This window comes from Bacillus sp. NTK034, assembly GCF_017303275.1.
Classification (GTDB): Bacteria; Bacillota; Bacilli; order Bacillales; family Cytobacillaceae; genus Cytobacillus.
In genome coordinates, this window is record NZ_JAFKOJ010000050.1 from 1 (window position 1) to 316 (window position 316).

The 316-nt window shown below is 45.9% G+C and carries 1 protein-coding gene; it reads right to left on the reverse strand.

What is annotated here, in order from left to right:
- A partial coding sequence (locus JI665_RS28350) for an aldehyde dehydrogenase family protein (RefSeq protein ID WP_206846302.1) occupies positions 1-316 on the reverse strand: 316 nt, incomplete at both ends.

Genomic DNA, 316 nt, shown 5'->3' on the forward strand with positions numbered 1-316 from the left:
AGAAATGATGATCCCCACTCCCAATGGAATATAGTCATAACGGTTATATTCGTTCGGACGGCTGTTGACTGGAACACCGTCTTTGATTGTTAAGATTTGACGTGCATAGTACTCAAGGAAGTCAATGGCTTCCGCAGTATCAGCATCTGCCTCGTTCCAAGGCTTTCCTGCTTCCTTTGTTAAAAGAGCAGAAAACTCATGCTTGCGGCGGCGGATAATCGCAGCAGCTTTGAATAAAACATCTGCGCGTGTTTCCGGCTTCACTTTTCTCCATGTTTTGAATGCTTCAACAGCAGCCTGCATCGCTTTTTCCGCA